6 protein-coding genes are annotated in these 23,989 nt (G+C 55.7%); 1 reads left to right on the top strand and 5 read right to left on the bottom strand.

Going from position 1 to position 23,989, the window contains the following annotated elements; translation table 11 throughout:
- Nucleotides 1-20: 20 nt before the first annotated feature.
- From KQH60_RS09345 to KQH60_RS09325, 5 genes are all read right to left on the bottom strand, one after another.
- The gene (locus tag KQH60_RS09345; protein WP_237576203.1) at nt 21-17,399 is read right to left on the bottom strand and encodes a non-ribosomal peptide synthase/polyketide synthase; all 17,379 of its coding nucleotides are present in this window, start codon (nt 17,397-17,399) and stop codon (nt 21-23) included.
- A gap of 91 nt (nt 17,400-17,490) precedes the next feature.
- Nucleotides 17,491-19,185: a cyclic peptide export ABC transporter gene (locus KQH60_RS09340; RefSeq protein ID WP_237576202.1), complete on the bottom strand. Its 1,695-nt coding sequence runs from the start codon at nt 19,183-19,185 to the stop codon at nt 17,491-17,493.
- Nucleotides 19,186-19,302: 117 nt separating this feature from the next.
- Nucleotides 19,303-20,283: a methyltransferase gene (locus tag KQH60_RS09335; protein ID WP_237576201.1), complete on the bottom strand. Its 981-nt coding sequence runs from the start codon at nt 20,281-20,283 to the stop codon at nt 19,303-19,305.
- A gap of 50 nt (nt 20,284-20,333) precedes the next feature.
- Nucleotides 20,334-22,025 (bottom strand): carbamoyltransferase C-terminal domain-containing protein, encoded by a 1,692-nt coding sequence (locus KQH60_RS09330; RefSeq protein WP_237576200.1) that lies wholly within the window; start codon nt 22,023-22,025, stop codon nt 20,334-20,336.
- Between the two features lie 79 nt (nt 22,026-22,104).
- Nucleotides 22,105-22,314 (bottom strand): MbtH family protein, encoded by a 210-nt coding sequence (locus KQH60_RS09325; RefSeq protein WP_237576199.1) that lies wholly within the window; start codon nt 22,312-22,314, stop codon nt 22,105-22,107.
- Between the two features lie 1,384 nt (nt 22,315-23,698).
- On the opposite strand from KQH60_RS09325, the gene KQH60_RS09320 reads away from it, so the two are divergent.
- Complete coding sequence (locus tag KQH60_RS09320; RefSeq protein WP_237576198.1) at nt 23,699-23,989, top strand: muconolactone Delta-isomerase family protein; 291 nt, start codon at nt 23,699-23,701, stop codon at nt 23,987-23,989.

Here is a 23,989-nt window from a genome sequence, read left to right as displayed (position 1 = left end):
GTACGCGTACGGGTAAGCGATTAGCTCACAGTGCTTAGCTTCTGCGCAATGATGGGGCCAATTTGGGCTAACGGTTCCGGTTGCATCATCGCGCCATGTTCGCAGTCGATGGAATGCATCTCAACATGGCCTTTTACGTAAGCTTGCCATGTTTCCGGCTCTGGCCGATAGCCTGATTTCTCCAATGCTGCTTTAATATGCAGCACATCCCCTTCGAACGAAGAGCGAGGTACATAACGCTCTATCATTTGAGGAGTTTTTTCAAAGAAATCCAAAATGCTATCAAATTGACGCTCATCTAATGCGGCATATAGGCTACCTCCTTTGCGAAGAATCTCCCGACGCTCGTCAAAATCGAGTGGCGTTTTTTCTGAACTAGCTGAATCGTATCCGGCCTCTGCAAGCAGATCGGCAATCATGTCTTGTCTGGCAACCCGCCGCATGGGCTTGTGTCCGGTCCTAACGTAGCTATCCAAAAGTGCAAGTAAGGCGACGTGTTCGCCTTCCTTTTGAAGAATGCAAGCCATTTCAAAGGCAATGAGCCCACCCAAAGACCAGCCTACTAGTTGATAAGGGCCGCTAGGTTGTATACGGCGGATTTGCTCAACGTAATCCAAGGCCATTTCTTCAATCGTTTCCGGAAGAGGCCCCGGGGCCGAAAGACAGCGTGCCTGCAAACTATAAAGAGGATGCTGGCGATCGACATATCGCAGAAGTCCGGCATAGCACCAACCTAGTTCTCCCGCCGGATGGATGCAGAATATCGGGAGGCGATCTCCGTGGGATCTGAGCGGCAATACGACTTGGAATAATGGTTCAACGTCGGTCGGCTTGTCTGGCTGCTGGCTGAGACCCGCTACAGTAGGCGTTTCAAACAAGTTTCGAATGGACAGCTCCAAGCCGAGTGTGGTGCGGACACGGTGGATCAACCGTGCAGCCAGCAACGAATGGCCCCCTAGCTCAAAGAAGTTGTCATCGATACCGACGTGTGCGACGCCCAGCACCTCAGCAAATAGTTCGCAAAGAACCTGTTCTTCAGGGGTGCGCGGCATGCGTGCTGTTGCTGTCACTGTCATTTCCGGCTCTGGCAGTGCTTTGCGGTCGACCTTACCGTTTGGTGTAAGCGGCAATGCATCAAGCACGACGAATACGGCCGGGATCATATAGTCCGGCAGCTTCTGGCTCAGGTATTGTCTCAGTGTAGCAGGCGTAATCGTACAGTTTGCTGCTGCCACTAAATAGGCCACCAAGCGTTTGTCTGCTGACCGGTCATCCTCCCTTGCGATGACTGTCGCTTGTGCAACATCGGGGTGACCGGCTAGCGCCGCACTAATTTCTTCCAACTCGACGCGAAAGCCGCGGATTTTGACTTGATGGTCAGTCCGGCCAAGATACTCGAGTTGGCCGTCTGCTCGCCATTTGGCCAAGTCCCCGGTTCGATATAGCCGCTCGCCTTGGCCAAAGGGATTGGCGATAAAGCGCTCAGCGCTTAGCGCGGGTTGATTGACATAGCCCCGTGTTAGACCCGCACCCGCGATATACAACTCGCCGGCCACGCCACAGGGCACCGGCTGAAAATACCGATCAAGCAGATAGACTCGTGCGTTAGACAAGGGTCGGCCGATTGGCACGATACCGCTTGCCTGAGGCACGGCTGCAAACCATGTGGAGGTCATCGTGCATTCGGTCGGACCATACTGATTGACCACATTAATCTGCTCGCTCAGCGTCTGGTGCACTTGAGTACATAAGTCCGCCTCAAGTGCCTCGCCGCTTGTCAAGATCGTGCGCAGCGTAGGGGTCGTTTGCGGGCCGTCAGCCACTTGGCAGACGCTACGCAGCAAGCTGGGCGTGATGCTAAGCAACTTCGTGACGCCGTGCTCGTTGATTGCGCGCACGTACTGATGCGGCTCTTTGGCTTGTGCTGTCGGGATTAGCACGGCTTGCGCGCCTGCCACGAGCGGGCCAAGTAGATCGCGCACAGATGCGTCAAAGGCCAGGCTGGCCACGTTGAGCACGACATCGGCCTCAGTGAGACGGTAGTGGCGTACTAGGAAGTTTAAGTAATTGGCCGCGCCGCTGTGCTGGGTCATCACGCCTTTAGGCCTGCCCGTTGAGCCTGAGGTGTAGGTAATATAGGCAAGATTGCGTGGCCTCACGACGCTGGTAGGCCGGGTTGAGGGTTGCGTGGCGATCTGAGCCCAACTCTTCTCCAGTGTCACGGTCTGAGTACGTGTGGCGGGCAACAGCGGCTTAAGGTGGGGCTGCAGCACCAATGCTGCGACCTGTGCATCCTCGAGCATATAAGCGATGCGCTCAGCCGGATAGCTTGGATCCAGGGGCAAGTAGGCGCCTCCTGCTTTCAAGATACCCAATAAGCCTACGAGCATCTGCAGCGAGCGCTCGGCACATAGGCCCACGATGACTTCGGGTCCTACGCCCATGGCACGCAGATGATGCGCAAGCTGGTTGGCTCGTTGGTCCAACTCGGCGTAAGTCATCTGCTGCGTTTCGAATACCGCAGCGATTGCGTTCGGCGTGCGTTGTACCTGTGCTTCAAATAGCTGGTGCAGGATTGGCGCAGACGAAAAGTCAGCTGCCGTGTCATTCCACGCTGTGAGTAGTTGGTGTCGTTCCGTGGCGCCGAGCAGCGGCAGCTCAGATAGGCACTGCACTGGATTGGCGGCCACCGCCTCGAGCACATTGACCCAATGCTGACCGAGTCGCTCGATCGTATCGGCATCGAACAAGTCCGTCGCATATTGTAGCCAGCCGTCGATGCCGTCCGATGTCTCACCGAAGGACAAAGTCAAGTCGAACTTGGTACTGAGCCGTTCCAGGTCAATTTTTTCAACCGTGAGTCCTGGCAATGTAAAGTCCGACATGGGCACATTGAACCCATTGACCATGACCTGAAAAATCGGTTGGCGAGACAGGTCGCGTACGGGTTGCAGTACTTCCACCAGTTTTTCGAAAGGCACCGCCTGGTGCGCATAGGCGCCCAATGTGGTTTCGCGCACCTGCGCCAGCAATTCATTGAAGCGGGGATTACCCGATAAGTCGGTACGCAGCGCCAAGGTATTGATGAAAAATCCGATTAGCGCTTCGGTTTGCACTTGCGTGCGTCCTGCGATCGGTGAGCCCACGACGATATCGTCTTGCCCGCTCCAGCGACTGAGCACGACCTGAAATGCAGCGAGCAACGTCATGTATAACGTTGCGCATTCACGTTGCGCCAGCGTTTTGAGCTGCGTGGCAAGCGCCGCCGGCACGTGCACCGCGAGGCCATGCCCGCGGCCGCTTGGCACGGCGGGCCGTGGCCGGTCAGTGGGTAACTCCAACGCGGCAGGCGCTCCCGCCAATTGCTTGCGCCAGTAATTCAACTCCCGTTCCAGTGCTTCGTCCTTAAGCCATGCGCGCTGCCAAAGCGCATAATCGGCATATTGGACTGCCAGCTCGGGTAATGGCGAGCCTTGCTTTTGACTAAAGGCCGTATATAGCGCTTGGATTTCCCGTGTCAGCACACCTAGAGACCAGCCATCCGAAATAATGTGATGCAATATCACGCTTAACACATGGGTATCAGGCGCGAGACGTAGCAGTGCAAAGCGCACCAGCGGTCCTGCAGTGAGATCGAACGGTTGCTGAGCGGCGGCTAGCAGATCATGCATGACGTCATGCTCAGCCACTTCGTGCGGTATCAGTTCAACCGTCCAGGGCGGATTGACCACTTGCACACCGTCCCCATCATGGGTTTCAAACCGGGTGCGTAATGTTTCATGACGCCGGACGATTTCACTTAATGCGGCAGCCAGTGCAGCGACATCTAATTTACCCGTCAAGCGCATTGCAATCGGTATCTGGTACGCTGCGCCTTGCCCTAATTGCTCCAAGAACCACAGACGTTCTTGCGCGAACGACAAAGGCAAAATGGTGGGACGCGTTTGCGTGGTCAACGCTGGAATGTTGAGGTCACGACTTTGCCGCAATGCGTGCAGACGAGGCGTCAATTCGGCAATAGTAGGCGCTTCAAACAGCGCGCGCACCGGCAGTTCGGCCCCCAACGCTTGTTGGACTCGGGCTGCAAAGCGCATCGCTAGCAATGAGTGTCCCCCGAGTTCAAAGAAGTTGTCGTCAATACCCACGCGTGGCAGACCAAGCACTTCGGCGACCAACTCAGTCAGCGTTTGCTCTTGAGGTGAACGCGGGGCGCGGTAGCGTTCCGAAATAAAATTCGGTGCTGGCAGTGCTTGACGGTCCACTTTATTATTCGGCGTCAGTGGCATGGTGTCGAGCCTGACGAACGCCGATGGCACCATATAGTCCGGCAAGCTGCCTTTGAGCTGATCGCGCAGCGCAGTCGTGTCAATAGCGTCATCGCTGACGAAATAAGCCACCAATCGCTTCTCGCCTGGCTCATCCTCCCGAGCTACGACCACAGCTTGATGGATGGACGGGAGGGCCAGCAGTTGCGTTTCAATCTCGCCGAGTTCGACGCGAATGCCACGGATCTTGACTTGATGATCGGTGCGGCCCAGATACTGAAGTTGGCCGTCGGCTCGCCATTTGGCCAAGTCGCCGGTTCGATATAGCCGCTCACCGTGTCCAAACGGGTTCGCGATAAAGCGCTCGGCGCTCAGCGCAGGCCGTTTGAAATAGCCACGTGCCAACCCGACACTGGCGATGTACAGCTCGCCAACCACGCCCGGTGGGGCCAGTTGTAGATGTCGATCCAGCACGTAGACGCGTGCATTCGAGATCGCGCGACCGATCGGCACGATGCCGCTTGGTTGAGGCACAGCCGCGAACCAGGTTGAGCTGAGCGTGCACTCGGTCGGGCCGTACTGGTTGATCACGGCCACTTGCGCGCCGAACACTTGGCGAGCCCGGTCGCACAAGGCCGCTTCCAGCGGCTCGCCGCAGGTCAAGATTGCCTGCAGTGCCAGCTGGGGCAAGGGGCGGTCCTGAGCCGCCTCGCACAGGCTGCGCAGGAAGCTAGGCGTGATGCTGAGCATTTTGGTGACGCGCTGCTCTTGGATCACGGACAAATACTTGTGTGGCTCCTTGGCCTGCGCGGTAGGCACTAGCACGGCTCGTCCACCCGAGGTCAGCGGACCGAACAGGTCACGCACCGACGGATCGAAGGCCAAGCCTGACACATTGAGCACGACGTCCGCTGCGGTGAGCCGATAGTGGCGGGTCAGGAAGGCCAGATAATTGGCGACGCCACGATGTCGGATCATGACCCCTTTGGGCCGCCCGGTCGAACCCGATGTATAGATGACGTAAGCGAGATGCGCAGGCGTCACACCGCTGTGCGGCGTATGGTGCGGCTGGGTCGCGATGTCGTGCCAGTCGGCATCCAGGCGCACCCGCCGGGCGTCGGTGGCGGGCAATGGCGCTTCGAGGTGAGCTTGCGTGACCAGCACGGGGGCGCTGGCTTCTTCAAGCATATAAGCGAGGCGCTCGGGCGGATAGCTGGGGTCCAGCGGTGCGTAAGCGCCACCGGCCTTCAAAATGCCCAATATGCCGACCAGCATCTCGAGTGAGCGCTCGACGCATAGCCCTACGATGACTTCGGGGCCGACGCCCAAAGTGCGAAGGTGATGCGCGAGCTGGTTAGCGCGCGTGTCCAACTCGGCGTAGGTCATCTGTTGTGCTTCGCACACGGCGGCCACCGCATGCGGCGCACGCTGCGCTTGAACTTCAAACAGCTGATGCAGGGTTTGTGTGTCGGGATAATCGGCCGCGGTGTCATTCCATGTCGTGAGCAATTGACGCTGCTCCGCGGCGCTGAGCAGCGGTAGCTCAGACAGGCGCTGCGCTGGATTGGCGGCCACTGCCTCGAGCACATTGACCCAATGCTGGCCGAGTCGCGCGATTGTGTCGGCATCGAACAAGTCCGTCGCATATTGTAGCCAGCCGTCAATGCCGTCCGATGTCTCACCGAAGTACAGCGTGAGGTCGAACTTCGTGCCAAACGTATCGAATTGGACCGGTTCGGCTATGAGCCCTGGCAAAGCCAGGTTCGATGTCGACAGGTTGAGTCCATTGACCATGACTTGCACAATCGGTGCACGCGACAGGTCCCGAACGCGTTGCAACACTTCTACCAGCTTCTCAAATGGCACAGCCTGATACGCATAGGCCTCTAACGCGGTCTCTCGCACCTGCGCCAACAATTCGTTGAAACAGGGATTGCCCGACAAGTCGGTACGCAGCGCCAAAGTATTGAGGAAGAAGCCTAACAGTCCTTCCGTTTGTGCCTGCGTGCGCCCCGCAATCGGAGAGCCCACCACGATATCATCTTGCCCGCTCCAGCGGCTGAGTACAATTTGAAACGCTGTGAGCAACGTCATGTATAACGTTGCGCCTTCACGCTGTGCCAGCGCTTTGAGTTGCGCGGCAAGTGCCGCCGGCACATGCACCGCGAGGCCATGCCCGCGGCCGCTTGGCATGGCAGGCCGCGGCCGGTCGGTGGGTAGCTCCAACGCAGCAGGCGCTCCTGCCAATTGCTTGCGCCAGTAATTCAACTCTCGTTCCAGCGCTTCGTCCTTAAGCCATGCGCGTTGCCAAAGCGCATAATCGGCATATTGGACGGGTAGCTCGGGCAGGGGCGAGGGCTGGCCCTGAACAAACGCGCTGTACAGTTCGTTCAGTTCGCGCGTGAGTACGCCGATTGACCAGCCATCGGAGATGATGTGGTGCAACACAATACTCAGCACATGAACATTGGAAGCAAGCCGTAGTAATTCAAAGCGTGCCAGTGGACCCGTAGCCAGATTGAACGGTTGTTCAGCGCTGGCTTGCAGATAATGGACAAGCTCGCACTCTTCAAGCTCACGCGGCTTGAGCGCGACCGTCCATGGCGGATCGATCACTTGTACGCCGGTGCCATCGCGCGCCTCGAACCGGGTACGCAAAGCCTCATGGCGCCGCACGATTTCACTGAGCGCGGCGTTTAACGCTGGCACGTCTAGCTGCCCCGTCAATCGGGTCGCCATCGGTATCTGATAAGCGTCGCCTTGCCCTAATTGATCTAAGAACCACAGACGTTCTTGCGCGAACGACAAAGGTAGTGCGTCGGGCCTGGGCTGAACCGTCAGCGCGGGGATGGACAGTTCATTGTTTTGCTGCATTGCCGTGATGCGGGGAGCCAACTCCGCCACGCTCGCGGCCTCAAACAACGTGCGAATCGGGACCTCAACGCCTAACGTAGTACGGATGCGGCTGATCAGACGGGTTGCTAGCAGCGAATGCCCGCCCAAGTCGAAGAATCGATCATCAATGCCGACACGCGGCAGGCCGAGCACTTCTGCAAACAGCTCGGCCAGCGTTTGTTCTTGTGGCGAGCGCGCAGCGCGGTAGTGTTCAGAGACAAAATCCGGCGCCGGTAGCGCTTTGCGGTCGAGTTTGCCGTTGGGCGTGAGTGGCAAATTGTCTAGCAGCACCATGGCGGCTGGCACCATGTAGGCCGGCAGCGCAGAGGCCGCGTAGCGACGAATGTCCGCAAGCTGATCGAGCTTAGCAGGGTTATTCGCATGGGCGCCAGGCGCCTGGTGAGCCAGCGCGGGTAAAGGTAAGTACAGGTCGGTGAACGCGGCGTTGGCCGCTTCGCTGGCCTGAACGAGCAAGATATCCATGCACGCTTGTGCGTCGCCTGACCAAGTCGCGGCAACCCAATAGCCGCACGCCTGACCCAGTGCATGGAAGTCGTCGGGCGTTAGCCCCTCTGCCCGCGTGCCCCCTGCTTTAAGTCGATGCTGGACGGTGGCGATATCGCAGCCGTGCTCGAGCGCTTGCATGGCCTTGATTTCCCGTTCCAGGCGTGCGTTGGGCACGCCTACGATACGCAGGCGTGTGGGATGTTGCGTATTCAGGTGAGCTTTCAACGTGTCGAGATTGACGAGCTGCTGACCCCAGTACAGCTGCGGCGCTTGAGCTAGCGAAAGCGTTCGAATAGGCTCTGCTGCCTGTTTATGCAGCACCACATCGTAGCGGTAGCGGCTTAGCTCATTTTCATATGGGCCCCGCTTGAGTTGAATATCGACCGCGGCGATGGTGTCAATCGTACGCGGTAGCGTACTAAAGAACGCCGGCGCGAGTAGCAGTTCTTTTTCCGCAAGTAGTGCCTGCTCGATACGTCGGCGTAGAGTGGAGACGTCGTCAACCGCAGGATTGGCTTGATGCAGCTGCACGGCGCTGACAAAGCAATTTAGCAGGTTGAAATTGCGCACGTCGCCAATAAAGACTACACCACCGGGTGCAAGCAGTGCCACTGCTTGGTGCAGTACATCTTGTAGATAGCTGACATTGGGGAAGTACTGTGCCACCGAGTTGATCACGATGGTGTCGAAATAGCCTGACGGCAGTCCTTCGGTGACATGGGCCGCCTGCGTGCGTAATTCCACGCGCGACGCTAATTCTGGATAGTGCGTCAGTTGCGCCTGGAGTGCCTCGATGGTGGGCATCGAGAAGTCTGTGCCCCAATAGGCTTCGCAATGCGGTGCCAGATGGGCGAGCAGCAGGCCGCTGCCCACACCGATTTCCAATAGTCGTCGGGGTTTGAGTGCTTGAATCCGTGCGACTGTGGCTGCACGCCATGCCTGCATGTCTGGCAGTGGGATCGGGCGCCCATCATAACTGCTGTCCCAGCCGACAAAATTCTCGCCAAAAGCACTGGCTTGGTGGCTGCCGTAGTGGGTATCGTAGATCGTTTGCCATTCGCCGACCTGGCGCTCTTCAGTGGCCGCATTACGCTCAGCAGTCGTTTTGTCGAGCGTGACATAGCCAACCAGTTGTGTGTGGCCTGGGCGGTCTTCGCGGGCAATCACCGCTGCCTGGGCGACGGCCGGGTGGCGACACAGCACGGCCTCGATTTCGCCTGGCTCGATCCGGAATCCGCGCAACTTGACTTGATGATCGGCGCGGCCGAGGAAATCGAGTGTACCGTCCGCTCGCCAGCGAGCTAGATCGCCGGTGCGGTACAAGCGCACGCCTGCTGGGCCAAATGGCGCGGCAACGAAGCGTTCCGCCGTCAAATCAGGGCGATTGAGATAACCGCGTGCGAGCCCGATGCCACCAATATAGAGCTCGCCCGACACGCCGGCTGGCACTGGCTGTAGATGGTCGTCTAAGACGTACAACTGGGTGTTGTCAATCGGCCGGCCAATCGATGATGCTACTTCGGTAACAGCGTCACCCGGTAAAAACCGTCGCATTGCCGCGCACACTGTTGCCTCGGTAGGTCCATACGCATTCGTCATGTGCCGCGCTTGTGACCACTGCTCGACAAGGTGCGGTGGACAGGCTTCGCCAGCAACAATCAAATGCGAGCAGGTAGTCAAGCTGTCGGCGGGCAGGGCGGCCAACGCACTGGGCGGTAAAGTGACGTGGGTGATCGCTTGCTCGGATGTAAGCTTCGCTAGCGCGTCTCCCGGCAACAACTGCTCTGAGCGCCCGAGGACCAACGTGGCGCCTGACAGCAGCGACATGCACAGTTCCCAGAAAGCGGCATCAAAGCTCAATGAAGCAAACTGCAGGACACGGCTGTTTGGGCTCAGCGAAAAGCACTTGATTTGTGCAGCCGTTAAATTATGACTGCCGGCATGCGTGACCACAACGCCCTTCGGTTTTCCGGTCGAGCCGGAAGTGTAGATGACATACGCGGGATGCCGGGGAGAGAGTGGCCGGAGACGATGGATGTCGCTCGGGTTGGATTCGGGTAGTTGCGTTAGCGCGGCGTAGACAGCCGGATGATCCAAATGGAGAACTGCGGTGTACTCGTGGGGTAAGCGCTTTGCGCTCGAGGCATGGGTGAGGATGCGCTTAGGTTGCGCATCCTCTAGCATGAAAGCCAATCGTTCGCGCGGATAGTCCGGATCGAGCGGCAGATAGGCTGCGCCCGCTTTCAAAATACCCAGCAACGCGCTGATCATTTGCGGCGAGCGGGGTAGCGCTAGCGCGACGATATCCTCTGGGCCAATGCCCTCGGCAATCAAATAATGCGCAAGGCGGTTGGCTTGGGCATTAAGTTCAGCATAGCTGACGTGTTGATCTTCGAAGACTAGTGCGATGGCATCAGGCGCTTTGGCCTCCTGCGCCTCGAATAGCGCGGGCAGCGTTGCTTCGCAGATCGGTTGTGCCGTATCGTTCCAACCGTTGAGTAGTTGCTGCCGTTCAGCTGTCTCCAGAAGATCGATTTGACCGATCGACTGCGCAGGCGCGTCGGCAATGGCTTCCAACAAACGGATGAAGCGGCGAGCCAGTTTGTCTACCGTGTCACGATCGAACAGGTCAGTCGCATATTCGATCAATCCTTCCAGCCCTTGCGCACCGCCATCTGTACTCGGTACTTCATCAAAGCTGAAGAATAAGTCGAATTTGGCGGTAAAAGTATCAATAGGTTCGGGTATTAAACGCAGGCCAGGCAGATCGAATGGCTGCACAGCCGTGTTTTGTAATACCAATGAAACTTGAAAGAGGGGGTGATGTGCGGTTGAGCGGGTTGGATTGAGCCGTTCAACTAGTTGTTCAAACGGTGCATCCTGATGGGCATAAGCAGCCAGACAAGTTTCACGCACTCGTTTCAGCAGTGCATTGAAGCTCGGGTGACCTGATGTGTCGGTGCGCAGAACCAAGGTATTGACGAAAAAGCCGATAAGCTCGTCCAGCGCTTCGTCGGTACGTCCAGCAATGGCGGTGCCGATTGGAATGTCGTTGCCGGCGCCCAGACGGGTCAGCAACGTCGCCAATGCGGCTTGCAATACCATGAACAGGCTGGCCTCGTGGGTACGAGCCAGTGCTTGTAGCTTACCGTGCAGCGCGGCATCGATTCGCATAGCCACATAGTCGCCGTGATAACTGGCCACGGACGGTCGTGCCCGGTCAAACGGTAGCTCCAACCGATCGGGCAGACCGGCCAATGTTCGCTCCCAGTACGCGAACTGACGGCCAATCATGCTGTCCGGATCATGCTCGTTACCAAATAACGCCTGTTGCCACAACGTATAGTCGGCATATTGCACAGGCAACGGCGCCCAGTCCGGCGCCCGGTCTTGGAGACGGGCTGCATAGGCGCGGCCTAAGTCGCGGGCGAGTGGCGCCATTGACCAGCCATCGCCAGCGATGTGGTGCAACAACAGCAACAGCACGTGCTCTTGCGCATCGAGCTGAAACAGCCACGCGCGCAGCGGGATTTCGCGGGACAGGTCGAAATGGTGAACTGCCGCTTGGGCCAGCCTTTGTGACAGCGTTTCTGCTGTCACCTGGACTGTCTCCAAGGTAAGCGAGGCGGCTTCGACAGCGATAATCTGTTGCGTGGCGACACCGTTGATGTCCTTGAAGACAGTGCGCAAGCTTTCATGGCGGGCTAGCAGGTCATTCAACGCGGCCTGCAAAGCGTGGGTGTCCACCGTGCCAAACAGGCGTAATGGCAACGGCATGTTATAGGTGGCACTGGGCCCTTCGAACTGGTGAGTAAACCATAAGCGGCGCTGCGCGAAGGACAACGGTAGGGTGGCGGGGCGTGGCTGTGGACGCAGAGGCGGCCGGGCGAACGCGTTAGGCGTGAGGCGCTGCGCCAAGTCGGCGACCGTGGGGGCCTCAAACAACGTGCGAATCGCAATGTCAATGTCCAACGCCGCGCGAATGCGGCTGATCAAACGCATCGCCAATAGCGAATGCCCGCCCAGGTCAAAGAAGTTGTCGTCGATACCGACGGTATCCAAGCCCAATATCTCAGCGAACAGGTCAGCCAGCAGTGTTTCTGCCGCGGTGCGTGGCGCCTGAGCGCTGCTCGAACTGAAGTCGGGAGCCGGCAACGCCTGGCGATCGATTTTGCCGTTCGCTGTTAGCGGCAGTGCATCGAGTTCGACAAAGGCGGCCGGCATCATATAGCTGGGCAGTATTTGGCCAAGATGGAATTTCAGTTCGACGGGCGTGACCGTGTGGCCGGCTGCCGTAACCCAATAGGCGACGAGCTGTTTATTCCCCGGACGGTCTTCGCGCAAGCTGAGCGTGGCTTGGGCGATACCCGGATACTTGGCCAGTACGGACTCGATCTCGCTGAGCTCAATACGAAAGCCTCTGAGCTTGATTTGATGATCAGCACGACCAAGATATTCCAATTGACCATCAGCGCGCCAACGCACGAGGTCGCCCGTTCGGTAAAGTCGAGTGCCCTGTTCAAACGGGTTAGCAATGAAGCGTTCTGCCGTCAGATCAGGTCGGCCTAAATAAGCGCGTGCCAATGCCGGTCCGCCAATATAGAGCTCGCCGGTGACGCCAATGGGTACTGGCTGTAATGCACGATCGAGCACATAGACGCGCGTATTGGCGATTGGACCGCCCAGCGGCGGTGTCTCGGACCCGGCTAGCTGGGTCGCGCGCCAAGCCAGCGCATTAACGACACCTTCAGTCGGGCCATATAAGTTATAAAGCGTGGCGTTCGGGAAGGTTGTCTGGCATGCGTGCAACACGGCGCTCGATAGCGCTTCAGCGCCGCATAGAACCAGCCGCAGATGGCGACAGTTGGCCACGCCTTCAGTGGCGCAAAGCTGCTCGAGCATGGCTGGAGCGATGTCGATCACGCTGATACGTTGCCGTGCCATTAAAGTGGCAAGACGGCTTGCGTCCATCTGTATGGTCGGATCGGCCATGACCAGGGTGGCGCCAGACATCAGCGGAATAAATATTTCTTCTATGGACGCGTCAAAGCTCAGCGAGATTTGCTGCAAGCAGTGATCGTCCGATCGCAATGACAGTAGCTGTTGTCCCGCATGTAGACGGCTCGATACAGCGTAATGATCGACCATGACGCCTTTGGGCCGGCCAGTGGAGCCTGACGTGTAGATTACGTATGCCAGATGATGCGGGCCGACACCGCTTTGTGGCGCATAGTGTGGCTGGGTGGCCATGCGCGCCCAGTCGGTATCTATGTGTACCCGTTGCGCTGGCATGTCGGGCAGTTGCGCCTCAAGATGCGATTGTGTGATGAGTACCGAGACATTCGCATTGTCCAGCATATAGGCAATCCGCTCGGCAGGATAATTCGGATCGAGGGGCAAATAGGCTCCACCTGCCTTCAATATCCCCAGCACGCCGACCAGCATGTCGATAGAGCGCTCAATGTACACGCCGGCGACTACTTCGGGGCCGACGCCGAGTGTACGTAGATAGTGCGCCAACTGGTTCGCACGGGTGTTGAGTTCTTGATAGCTACACTGCTGTTGCTCGAAAACAATCGCCACGGCGTGCGGTGTTTTATCAGCCTGTGCCTCAAATAACCGGTGCAGCATTTGAGCTTGCACATCGCTGATAACGCCATCGTGTGCCGCGGACGATGGCGTCGCGTTCCACGTCTCGAGCAACAGTGTGCGCTCGTTAGCGGGCAGCACGTTCAGTTGCTGGACGGGCAGACTCGGTGTGTGCTCGAGTGCCGCGGCTAGGCTTTCCAACGCCTGCTGCATATAGCCACATATCCGATCGGGATCGAGCAGCTGCACGGCCTGGGCAGTCAGCCCCAGCGCGTGGCCACGGTCTTCTACCGACAGTCCGAGTGGGTAATTGTCACGCTCTTGGGTGCCCAAGAATTCGATGCCGGGCGTGGTCTGGATATCGCTGGGCGACACCCCTTCGTGTACATAGTTCAGCAGCGCGCTGAACAGTGGTGTACCGGCGGGTACGCCACTACAGCGTTGCGCGAGCCCCAGCGACGCATGTTCATGTTCAAGCAGGGTGGCCAGACGGGCATGCGTGTGACGCACACCGTCTTGAACGCTGTTATTCAGATCCACGCGAAGCGGTAGCGTATTGATGAACAATCCCATGGCGCTGTCAGCGCCGTCGCCTGCTTGCATGCGACCGAACAACACGGTGCCAAATACCACTTGCTGCTGGCCAGTGACTCGCGCGAGTACCTGAGCCCAAGCCAGATGGCATAAGCTAGCGAGGCTCACGCCCAGCTGCTTGGCTTGTGTGCGCAGCCGATCATTCAAGTCCTGCGGCAGCATCCGGTGCGATTCGGTAACATGCGTGCCGTCACGATGCACATCGGCCAACCCGAATGGCAACGTGGGCTCGTCCACATCGGCGAGCATCTCGGTAAAGAAGCGCGCATGCTCACTTTCGCTGATGCCTAGACGCGCTTGTGCTACGAGATTGCGAAAGGGTCGCGCAGGTGGCAACGCGTCGCCTCGTCCTTCGAGGAAAGCCTGCACTTCGGTTTGCATGATCTCCTGCGTAGCATGATCACCGATGAGATGATGTAGCAACTCGAGCAGCAGCCAGCGGCCATCACCATCCTGAGCGATGGCGAAGTGGAGTAGGGGAGCTCGCGTTAGATCGATCCGATATTGGCTAGGATCGAAGCGTCGTAGCAGTTGCTCGATGACTGGCCCATCGTCCGGATTCAACTTAAGTTCGGTCACGGCCAGCGATGCATGACGCCAAACCACCTGCGCAGGGACGGACAGTCCTTCCCAGGCGAAAGCAGTGCGCAGGATATCGTGGCGATTGACCACTTGCTGGACCGCCTCCAGATAGCGATCCAGCACTTGCCGATTGGCAAAAGCCATTTGGGTGGTTAGCAGGTACGGATCACGGTCAGCCGCAAGCAAATGGTGAAACAGAATGCCATCCTGCAATGGCGACAATGCATAGATATCCTGGATATTGGCAATGCCCCCCGGCACTTGTGTGACGATCCGGTCGATGTCAGCCTGAGTGAGCTCGATGAGCGGCAGTTGCTCCGGTGTCAGCGTGATGGTGTCGGGCGTAATGCGATTGGGGGGGACGACCACTTCCCGGTGTTGGCCCAGGGACTGCGCCAATACGCTGAGTGTAGGCGTTTCAAATAGCGCGCGTACAGAGAGCATCAGGCCAACGCGGCGCAAGCGGTCGATCATCTGCACGGCAAGCAGCGAATTTCCACCCAGTGCAAAGAAGCTGTCATGCCGGCCGATGTGCGATAAACCCAATAATTCAGCCCAAATCGCTGCCAGCGCCGTTTCAGCTTCGCCCTGCGGGGCCTCATACGCTTGACGTGCAAAGGCATTGGCGTGCGGCGCAGGCAATGCACGGCGATCGAGCTTGCCGCTTGGCGTTAGCGGGAACGCATCTAGCCGTACAAATGCAGCGGGCACCATGTACTCGGGTAAGCTGGTCAGCAGATGTGCGCGCAAGGTGTTGGCAAGTTGCTCATCACACTCAGCTACGACATAAGCAATGAGCCGCTTGGCGCCACCGTCTCCCGAAGTCAGCACGGCGGCATCACGTACTTGCGGATGCTCACGCAGGCGCGCCTCAATTTCGCCCGGCTCAATTCGAAAACCACGGATCTTGATCTGGTGGTCATTGCGTCCGAGGAACACCAGATTACCGTCAGGCAAATAGCGAGCCAGGTCGCCGGTTTTGTACATGCGGGCGTTTTCAACGCCGCAAAACGGATCTGTGACGAAGCGCTCAGCGGTCAACTCTGTGCGATTCAAATAGCCGCGTGCCACGCCCACTCCGCCAATGTACAACTCGCCTACTGCACCCAGCGGCACCGGTTGACCGTGCGCATCCAGTAGATAAATTTGCGTGTTGTCTAACGGCCGGCCAATCGGAACCACTTCGCCATTGAAATCTTGCGAGCCACGCCAAACAGTTGAGCAGATAGTCGTTTCGGTTGGGCCGTATGCATTGAAGACCACCGCGCCTTGACGGACCAAATTTCGAAGTAGCGTCGCACTGGGGGCTTCGCCGCCTAAAATCAGTGTCAGAGGGGTGTTCAAATGGGGTAAATCGTCGCCTGCCTGCAGCAGTGCGGGGGGAATGTCCGCGTAGGTGATCGCGTGCTTTTCCAAATAACGCCACAGTTCATTGCGATCATGGCGCGCTGTATCGGGCGGCAAATATAAGCTTGCCCCACTATTCAATGCGATGAATGTCTCAGAAGCATTGACGTCGAAACCGAGCGAAGCAAACTGCAAGATCCGGCTGAAGGGGCAAATATCGAAACAGTTGATCTGAGCCTGAACAAGGTTCACGACACTTCGATGCTCAACCATCACGCCCTTAGGCGTGCCGGTCGAGCCGGACGTATAGATGACGTAAGCTAGATGACTGGAAAGCAGTTCGGGCACATGCGGATTGGTCGTTGCCCGTTCTGGCAATACATTAGGATCGAGCACGGTCCGTGATGCGAGCGCCGCTTGACCCAATGCGGCCTGACCTGCTGTATCGGCCAGCACAAGTTCTGGCGCCGAATCGGTCAAGCTATGCGTCAGGCGCTCAGAGGGATAAGCCGGATCGAGCGGCACATAGGCGCCGCCTGCTTTCAAAATCGCAAGCAGCCCCACGACCATCGCCGGTGAGCGGGTCACGCACAAAGCTACGCGCGTGTCCGGCTGAACGCCCAATTCAATCAGCCGGTGTGCAAGGCGGTTGGCTTGCGCATTCAGCTTAGTGTAGGAGAGCGCCTGGTCTTCATAAACTAGCGCAATCGCATCCGGTGTCCGTCTGACTTGCTCCTCAAAGACTTGGTGAAGACATTGGTGTGCCGGATACGGTGCTGCGGTTGCGTTCCAGGTGTTAATCAACGTTTCGCGCTCGGCTGGCGGCAACAGATTCAACTTGCAAACGGGCGTCTCGACGTTGTTCGAGGCTGCATCGCATAATGCTTGTAAATGTTCACTGATGCATTGAACTCGGCGTGCATCCATGCGATGGGTATCATAGACCCAGCGAAAAGCGCCATCGCTTTTGACCTGAAGTGTCAGTAAGGCGCCACTGGCCTGCGTGGCAGGGGCAAGCTGCGATGATGCTTCATCGGATAGTACGGATACCGCTACCTGCCAAGGGTAGGCGGCGCGCAGCGCGGATAGACTACGTAGCGTAGGATGTCGGACCACCAAATCGCGCAAGAATGTGTGGTGCTGCTCAAGCCGCGCGTATTCTGCTTCGATGGCATGACAAACTGGGGCAAAAGGCTGATCTAGGTCTACCGCGATTTCCATCGGCACAACAGGCGATAGATCGGCAAGCATCTCTGGCTTGTCGTTCATTTCGCTGACACGCCAACCGATCTGATACTGCGCTTGCTCGGTCAAACGGGCTAGATAGATCGCCAGCACGCTCAGCAACACCGTCAGTGACTGCTTTGGCTCGCTTTTTTCCAGTAATGGCGGACGCCATGCGCTGATCGCCCATTGGGGCTCAAGCGCACTCTCACCTTGTTCAAAGGGCAGTGGCAAAGGCTGCAGGCGAGCTAGCCGCTGCTGCCAGAACGATTCACTGGATGCGAGCGCCTTGCGAATGTCCGGCGTCCTCTCAGTGTTACCTTGATCGTTGAGCAGAGATGGATGATTCGCGTCGCTCTCGATAAAAGGGTCGAGTTTAGCCGTTTGATCGTTCATATCGATGCTCTACGTGCAAAGGGAAGAATAGGGGTAAACAGATAACCTGCCGCTTTCTTTGGCATTCAATAGCCGATCGAAATAAAGCAAGTCATGCTGCTGAATCGGCAGCCATGCTGCTGGCAATGGAGAGGCTAGCTAGGCGTGTATCGGTGCCATTTGCCAGTGTGTCGGTGGCTGAGTCTGACATCACGCGTCCGCCTTTAAGCACAATGAGGCGGTCCGCCAAATGAAAAAAACGGTCATCGTGGCTAATGACGATCAACGTCTTGCCTTGCTGCTTGAGTTGTGGCAGCAATGTTAAATAAAAATGTTGTCGAAAACGAGGATCTTGATCTGCAGCCCATTCGTCAAACAGGCAAACTTCCCGATCTTCAGCGTAGCATTGCAGCAATGCCAGCCGTTTTCGTTGCCCCGTAGAGAGGCTGGTCTTTGAAAGCTTTCCTTGATCTACCGAGAGTTGTTCGTCTAAGTCCAAGTCACGCAACAGCGTGCGTATTTGTGCATCAGGCAGTGCATCACCTTTTGCATCCAGTACATCTGAGAACAGGAAGAAATCACCAAAAACACTGGAAAAACGCTCCCTATATGCGCTTGATCCATATGGAACGGGTTGCTCGTCCAAGCAAAGTCGCCCCGAGCTGGGGGGCAGCAGGCCACACAGCAAGTGCATCAATGTGGATTTGCCGCTACCGTTATCGCCAACAATAAATACCATTTCACCGCGGCGAATACTTAAATTGAATGGCCCAATGCCTTCATCTATCTTGCTTTCAGGATAGCGATAGCAGAGATCTTGTGCATGGATATACTGCCATTTCGTATCAGTGTGCGACGTCGTATGCTCATCAGTCGTGGCGTTCTGCGAGCGCAGATCCAGCCCGACGCGTTCAAGATGACGCAAGCTACTCAAGCCGGTGCTGACAGACTGGCCACAATGAATTAAAAAATTCAAAGGTCCTACGATAAACAGCGCACCGATGACAAAGCGCACAATCACATCGGAGGGAAGCGCAAATGCTGCATAGCCCAGGTAGACCACCACAAACACGGTGCCGTATGCAGCACCGGACGACCATGCCTCGTTGAGGTTCCAGCGCAGATGAACCTGTCTCATCAACCTTTGTGCTTGCCCAATCGCAGGCAGCAATAGCACGTCGTAAAAATGTTCGGCACGTGCTCGACTTAACAACATTTCCTTTTTGCCATCTGCAATCGCGCGGAAATGTTCAAACAGTGCTTCTTCGCTGCGCCGCATTGCGTCAAGTGGCTTGCGGGTGGATCTTAGCAAGAATGCTGAGATTGCAAGGGGAATACCCAGTCCTACCAACAAGACAAGAAAAAGCTGAAACGACAGTGTGATTAAATAGATTGAACAAATTAGCACCAAGATAACGTTATACGCGAGATGGGGCGCAAGCATGATCAGCGGGCTAATACGGGTGATATCCTCAATCAAGACGCCAAATATGGTCGATTTATGGTTAATTAATTTGCAATAGTCAACTTCAATGAATTGTTTGGATAAATCTCTACGCAACTGACCCACCAATTCACTGCTGAGCTTGGCCAGAATGATCTGTGAAGCACCATTGGCTAGACACAGCGCACCGAACCATCCCAGCGCTGTCACAAGGCAAACCCAATTGAGTTGCGGTAATCCTTGCGTTGCCAATCGATTGATATAAGCGAGCAGGCCAATCGTCAGCATTGCGCCGGCCGACGAAAGGATTGCTGTGGCAAGTAAGGGCCGGTAATACCGCTTCAGGTATTGAACCATCAACATCAATATCTTCCTTTTTTGCAGGCGGCGTTGCTCTGCTACGAATCTTGCATGGCAGACCTCCGACTGCGTCCGCCTTCGCCTTCGATGGCCTGCCCGTGGTCACGATCAGTGTATTTGTCACATATAACAGTGATCTCGTGCCCCAAGCGGGGTCGTCCAATTTTCATAAGTTTTACAGGCAGTTTTTTCCGTGATACTGCCACGTCGCCCTTTTTTATATTTCAATATAAGCATATGAAGATGCGTGACGCCGTCATTGCGAGCCGTCCTTTTCATCTGAGAAATAACGTCATCGCTGTAACCAAAAATAGTGCTGAACCTGTTGACAAAATCATCATAGAGAATGGGCTGCCGATCCAGCGTAATCTCTACTGCCAGTCCCGTTAAATGATTCTCTAGGATTTCATATAGCTTGAATGGCTTCTGCGCATCTCCTGGAGCCATAGTGACCATTTGCAGGGTGCCGTCGCTTGATAAGTGCTGGTCGATATTGGACAGTATCTTTTCTGCAAAATCCATTCCATAAACGCCTGCTGCAGAATTGAGGTAATACTCAATTCCGGGTGGAGTGGGCTCGAACGGAGGGTTGGAGCAGATAAAATCGAATTGCTTATCCTTGACAGATTCAAAAATATTCGAAATGCTACCGTCGCGAATATCGAAATTTTTATCGATATGGTTGATGATGGCGTTGTGTCCGGCCAATATCTTTGCTCTTGGGTTGACATCTAATCCAACGCAAGATGTGGCTCCGTTGAGTAAGCAAAAAATACTCAATACGCCTGAACCAACGCCGATGTCTAGAACGCTTGCCTGTGCTATATCCTCTGGGGACGTGTAGTCCATGAAGAATAACTGTTCCGGCTGTATTGGAAGAACTTGGTCAGCATGCTGATAGTGAAAGGCATCCGTCACGATCTTGATTGGATAGGGCGACGACAATAAATTATTTTTTTCGTCGTTTTTACCATTCAGGCCGTGGTGCATTGAATTCCATTGGGCTATAGGCAAGCAGTCGGCTATCTGATGATGGCTTGTCGCTTGATCGTGGTTTTTCGTGATGAAAAAAATACATTTTTCTTCGTTTGTGTGGTGCATAGTTATACTCCCGTATTATCCGGTTATCGGTATTGCAATCGAGCACTGGCTTATCTGACAACAAACCGATCGCCAATAAACAAAGCATCAATGGCCGTTCCCTGGAACGTCTTGATTGCATCCGATGGCGTGCAGACAATGGGTTCGCTATCGTTGAATGAGGTATTGAGTACAACCGGTACGCCGGTTATTTCGAAGAAATGCTTAATCAGTGCGTGAAATTTAGGGTTGCTATCTCGACTGACCATTTGCACACGAGCGGAATGATCCTTATGAAGAACCGCTGGAATTGATGCCTGGCGATCTTGTTTGGCCGGGCAAGCAAACAGCATGGATTGGTGGCTTATCGACGCTTGGCCGAGTTCGAACCAGTGGGCGGCTTCTTCGGCCAGTACGCTCGGTGCGAGAGGGCGAAATTCTTCGCGGTGCTTGACCTTTACATTGAGCACCTCGCGCATCGACGCGCTGCGTGGATCGGCCAGTAGTGAACGGTTACCCAGCGCGCGTGGACCAAATTCCATGCGGCCTTGAAACCAGGCTACGATCTTGCCGTCGGCGATGAGCGTTGCCGCATCGCGCGCAGGATCAGCGCTACGTTGCGGTGACAGGCCTGCGTCACGGAATGCGGCATCGATAGCGTCATCAGGAAATTCCGGGCCAAGGTATGGGTTGTTATCCCCCTGTGACGGATGCTGACCGGAAAGCGAATAATACAGATGAAGCGCTGCGCCAACCGCCGTTCCTGCATCATGCGGCGCGGTGGGGACATACATCTGAGAAAACAAGCCGCTTTCCTTGATGACGGAATTGCTGACGCAATTCAACGCGACACCGCCTGCATAGCACAATTTATCAGAGGCGGTGCGCTCACGCAGTTCGCGCACCAATCCCATGAGCGCGTGATCCGTGGCTTCTTGAAGGGCGGCGGCAACATGGCGGTGATGGTCGAGGATCGGTTCCTTATCGACTCGTGCCGGGCCAAACAATGCTTCGATCTGCTCGAAGTCTGGCAGACGGAAATGGGCCACTTCCGAATCTATCGTATATCGGCTTACTTCTGAATTAAGAAGCTTTTTGAATGTATTTCTGAAAACGGCTGGATCACCATAAGCGGCCAGCCCCATCAGCTTGCAAGCATCATATTCGGAAAAGCCCAAATATTTACTCAGCTTTTCCCATAGAAAGCCGAGCGAGTGCGGATAATCAACCTGATCCAGCGTTATTATTTTATTGCCGTCTCCACGAGCCAGCAAAGTACAACCTGACTCGCCGATCCCGTCGACGACAAGAATCGCAGCTTGGTCGAATCCAGACGGATAGAAAGTAGAAGCCGCATGAGCAATATGATGCGGAACAAACGCTAATTTGCTGCCAAGCTGACGGTCTAGAAGCGCATCGATTGCACCGGGAACTTGCTGGAGCTTGGCCAGAAAAATTTTCTCTCCTTCCGCACTTCCCCAATCACCCGGTAAGCTGAGCGAATCAAGCTGGAACTCGCGCTTTCTGAGCGCGGGATCAAACGAGTAAGCGACCCCATCCAAATCAGTGGCTTTCAATCCTGCATAGGAAAGACAAAACTGTACGCTGTTTTTGGGTAGCTCAGCTGGGCCACTGACACAAGCTTCTTTCGCATGCTTGATCCGTGTGAATCGCTCTTCTTCGACCGCTGCTACGATTTTACCGTCGATGACAATCGACGCGGAGGATTCGTGATAGGCGGAGTTGATGCCAAGGATTTTCATAGCAATAGGGTTCAGTCAAGGAGTGAAAAAAATAACTTCGCTTATCACGTAAGCTGATCAGCCGCGCCGGCGCTTTGGCTCAGCCATCCATGGCCTCAATTAGGCTTTTGGGGCGCATGTCGGTCCAATGCGTGTTGACATAGTCAAGACAAGCTTGGCGTGTATCGGGTCCGTGCACCACTTGCCAGCCCGCAGGCACCTCGGCAAAATTCGGCCATAATGAATGCTGATTCTCAGAGTTAATCAGAACTACGAAGCTTGCATTTGGGTCGTCAAAGGGATTGGTCATAAATTAACTCCTTTACTTACGCCGGTTGATATGGTGATTGTGATTAAAAGAAGGCAATGAATTTTGACAGCATTGCATCCATGCGAAAAACACTTAACTTTACAACATACGGCAAACGCGCAACTACACTTGAGGCGGGTAACGGATGCCTGCCTCAATATGACTTCAGTAATCGTTGCCGTAGCGAAACAGACGGATACGGATCAAGCTTGTATGCAAGGCGTCAAAGTAATGGTGACGTGGGTGCTACGTATAGCGTCAACGCCTTGCAGTATCTCAATTAGATCCAGTGCCGACGGGGGAGGAGGAGCGCAGGCAGGATGGATCGGTATAGCAGGAAGCACTTTGTCATTTCCATTCGCTCCAGACTTGACTTTCATGAAATCGAACATTTGTTGAGATGCACTTGTCCTGCTAGAGAATCATCTCATGGCTTCATAAACGGCCGATATGCATAGGGCTTAACGGTACCCAGCACCAATCGTCACACTTGCCTAGTTATAAAGTAGCTTAACTATAGAGAAGCTATTTGAAAAAGCCAAGCGCGCAGACCTAATTGAAACCGACAAATTTCGAATCGACATGCACAAAGTTGCAATTTATTTGATGTAATGTTGAAGTGTTTGGTGTTTATAGTCATTATTGTGAATAATCATTGCATGTAAGGAGCTAATGTGTGACCAGTTGTTTCTTCTATTTGTTGTGTACGCAACTTGCAGTGGCCTGTGAGAACGTGCATGCGGTGCGCGAAATTGCGTGTGGCGCTCGAATTCACACTGCCCGATTATCTTTGATAGACGTGAAGATTGAAAGCCCCATGACTCAAAACGTAGGCGCTGCAAACTTTTAACGACGGTAACCCTCTATATTTTTTCGACGACATTGTCGACCCGCCGCTCCGCCCACGATTCACGAGCGTTGACCCTGGCTCACAACCGTTTCGTTTCAAACGGGAAAGTTCCGGCATGGTGTGGATACGACGACCAGCAGGTCATGCCGCTGCGTAACCGAATGCCAGTGGAATGGTGCCTTCTGCCGTCTCATCGGTCATGACGGGCACGGCAAGATAGAAAATAGATCGAATGCGCTCCAGCCCAATTCGTTGGATGAACCGATGGTCGGGCTTGGCCGATTTCCGAGCATGTCCCGTAACGTTGCCTCGATCTTTACCGACAGCGCGTGCAGGGCACGTCCTGGGGTTTTGTTCCAAAGGGTTTTTCGAACTCGGCGCTCAGTGCCTCGAATGCAAAGAGCGTATTGCAAGCTGCGCCTGTCGGTCACCCATACAAGCGTTGCCCTGAAGTCAACGACATGCGGGCATCGTGTGCATTGTGGGCATATCACTGTGCCGCTACACTCAACGCACCCTGAATCATGGTGTCGCATGATGCAATTTCTTGCGCTGTCGCGCTTGTGCACGGATCGTTATTCGGATGAGGATTTTGCACCGTTGCTCGAGGACGAGGCCCAGCGTGCCCGCACGCTGTACATCGAGGGTTCGGTACGCCAGATCTGGTACCGCGGCGACAAGCGCGGGGCCTGCTCAATTCTCGAAGCCGATTCTGAGCCGGCGGCCCGCGCGATGATCGAGTCGTTGCCGTTGGTCAAGGCCGTGATGCTCGAACTGGAGCATTGGGTGCCGCTACTGCCGTATCGCGGATTGGGTTCGCGCTGA

This window comes from Mycetohabitans sp. B8 (genome assembly GCF_021991875.1).
Lineage (GTDB): Bacteria > Pseudomonadota > Gammaproteobacteria > Burkholderiales > Burkholderiaceae > Mycetohabitans.
This window is presented reverse-complemented; position numbering and strand designations above follow the sequence as displayed.